A 913-nucleotide genomic window follows, 5' to 3' on the forward strand; every position below is an offset into this window, starting at 1 on the left:
CTCACGCCCAGGTGATCAGCCGTTTGGGCTGTTCCAGGATCGCCGCCAGGTCGGCCAGGACTTTGGAGCCGAGTTCGCCGTCGACCAGGCGGTGGTCGAAGCTCAGCGCGAGCGTCGTCACCTGGCGGGGTTTGACCTTGCCCTTGTGGACCCAGGGCTGGAGTTTGATCGCGCCGATCGCGAGGATCGCGGACTCGCCGGGGTTGAGGATCGGCGTGCCGGTGTCGACGCCGAAGACGCCGACGTTCGTGATCGTGACCGTGCCGCCCTGCATCGCGGCGGGTGAGGTCTTGCCCTCGCGGGCCGTGGACACCAGCTCGCCCAGGGACCCGGCGAGTTGGGGGAGTGTCTTGGTGTGGGCGTCCTTGATGTTCGGGACGATCAGACCGCGCGGGGTGGCGGCGGCGATGCCCAGGTTCACGTAGTGCTTGAGCACGATCTCCTGGGCGGTCTCGTCCCAGGAGGCGTTGACGTCCGGGTTGCGCTTGATGGCGACCAGCAGGGCCTTGGCGATGAGCAGGAGCGGGTTGACCCGCAGGCCCTGCATCTCCTTGTCCTGCTTGAGCTCCTCGACGAGCTTCATCGTGCGCGTCACGTCGACCGTCACGAACTCGGTGACGTGCGGCGCGGTGAACGCCGAGCCGATCATCGCGGTGGCGGTGGCCTTGCGGACCCCCTTGACCGGGATACGGGTCTCACGCGCCGTGTCGTAGGTGACGACCGGAGCGGGAGCCTGGGCCTGGGCGGGAACCGGCGACGCCGTCACCGCCGTCACCGACGGCTGCTCGGGGGCCGGAGCCGGTGCGGCCGCCGCGTGCACGTCCTCGCGCGTGATGATGCCGTCCGGGCCCGACGGCGTGATCGTGGCCAGGTCGACGCCGAGGTCCTTGGCCAGCTTGCGGACCGGGGGCTT

General features: G+C 69.7%; 1 protein-coding gene. It reads right to left on the bottom strand.

The genetic code is table 11. From position 1 onward, the window contains the following. Nucleotide 1: 1 nt before the first annotated feature. On the bottom strand, nucleotides 2–913 hold a 912-nt coding region (locus AQJ27_RS51275; protein ID WP_162489402.1), incomplete at its 5' end, for a dihydrolipoamide acetyltransferase family protein.

Source organism: Streptomyces olivochromogenes (assembly GCF_001514115.1).
Lineage (GTDB): Bacteria > Actinomycetota > Actinomycetes > Streptomycetales > Streptomycetaceae > Streptomyces > Streptomyces olivochromogenes.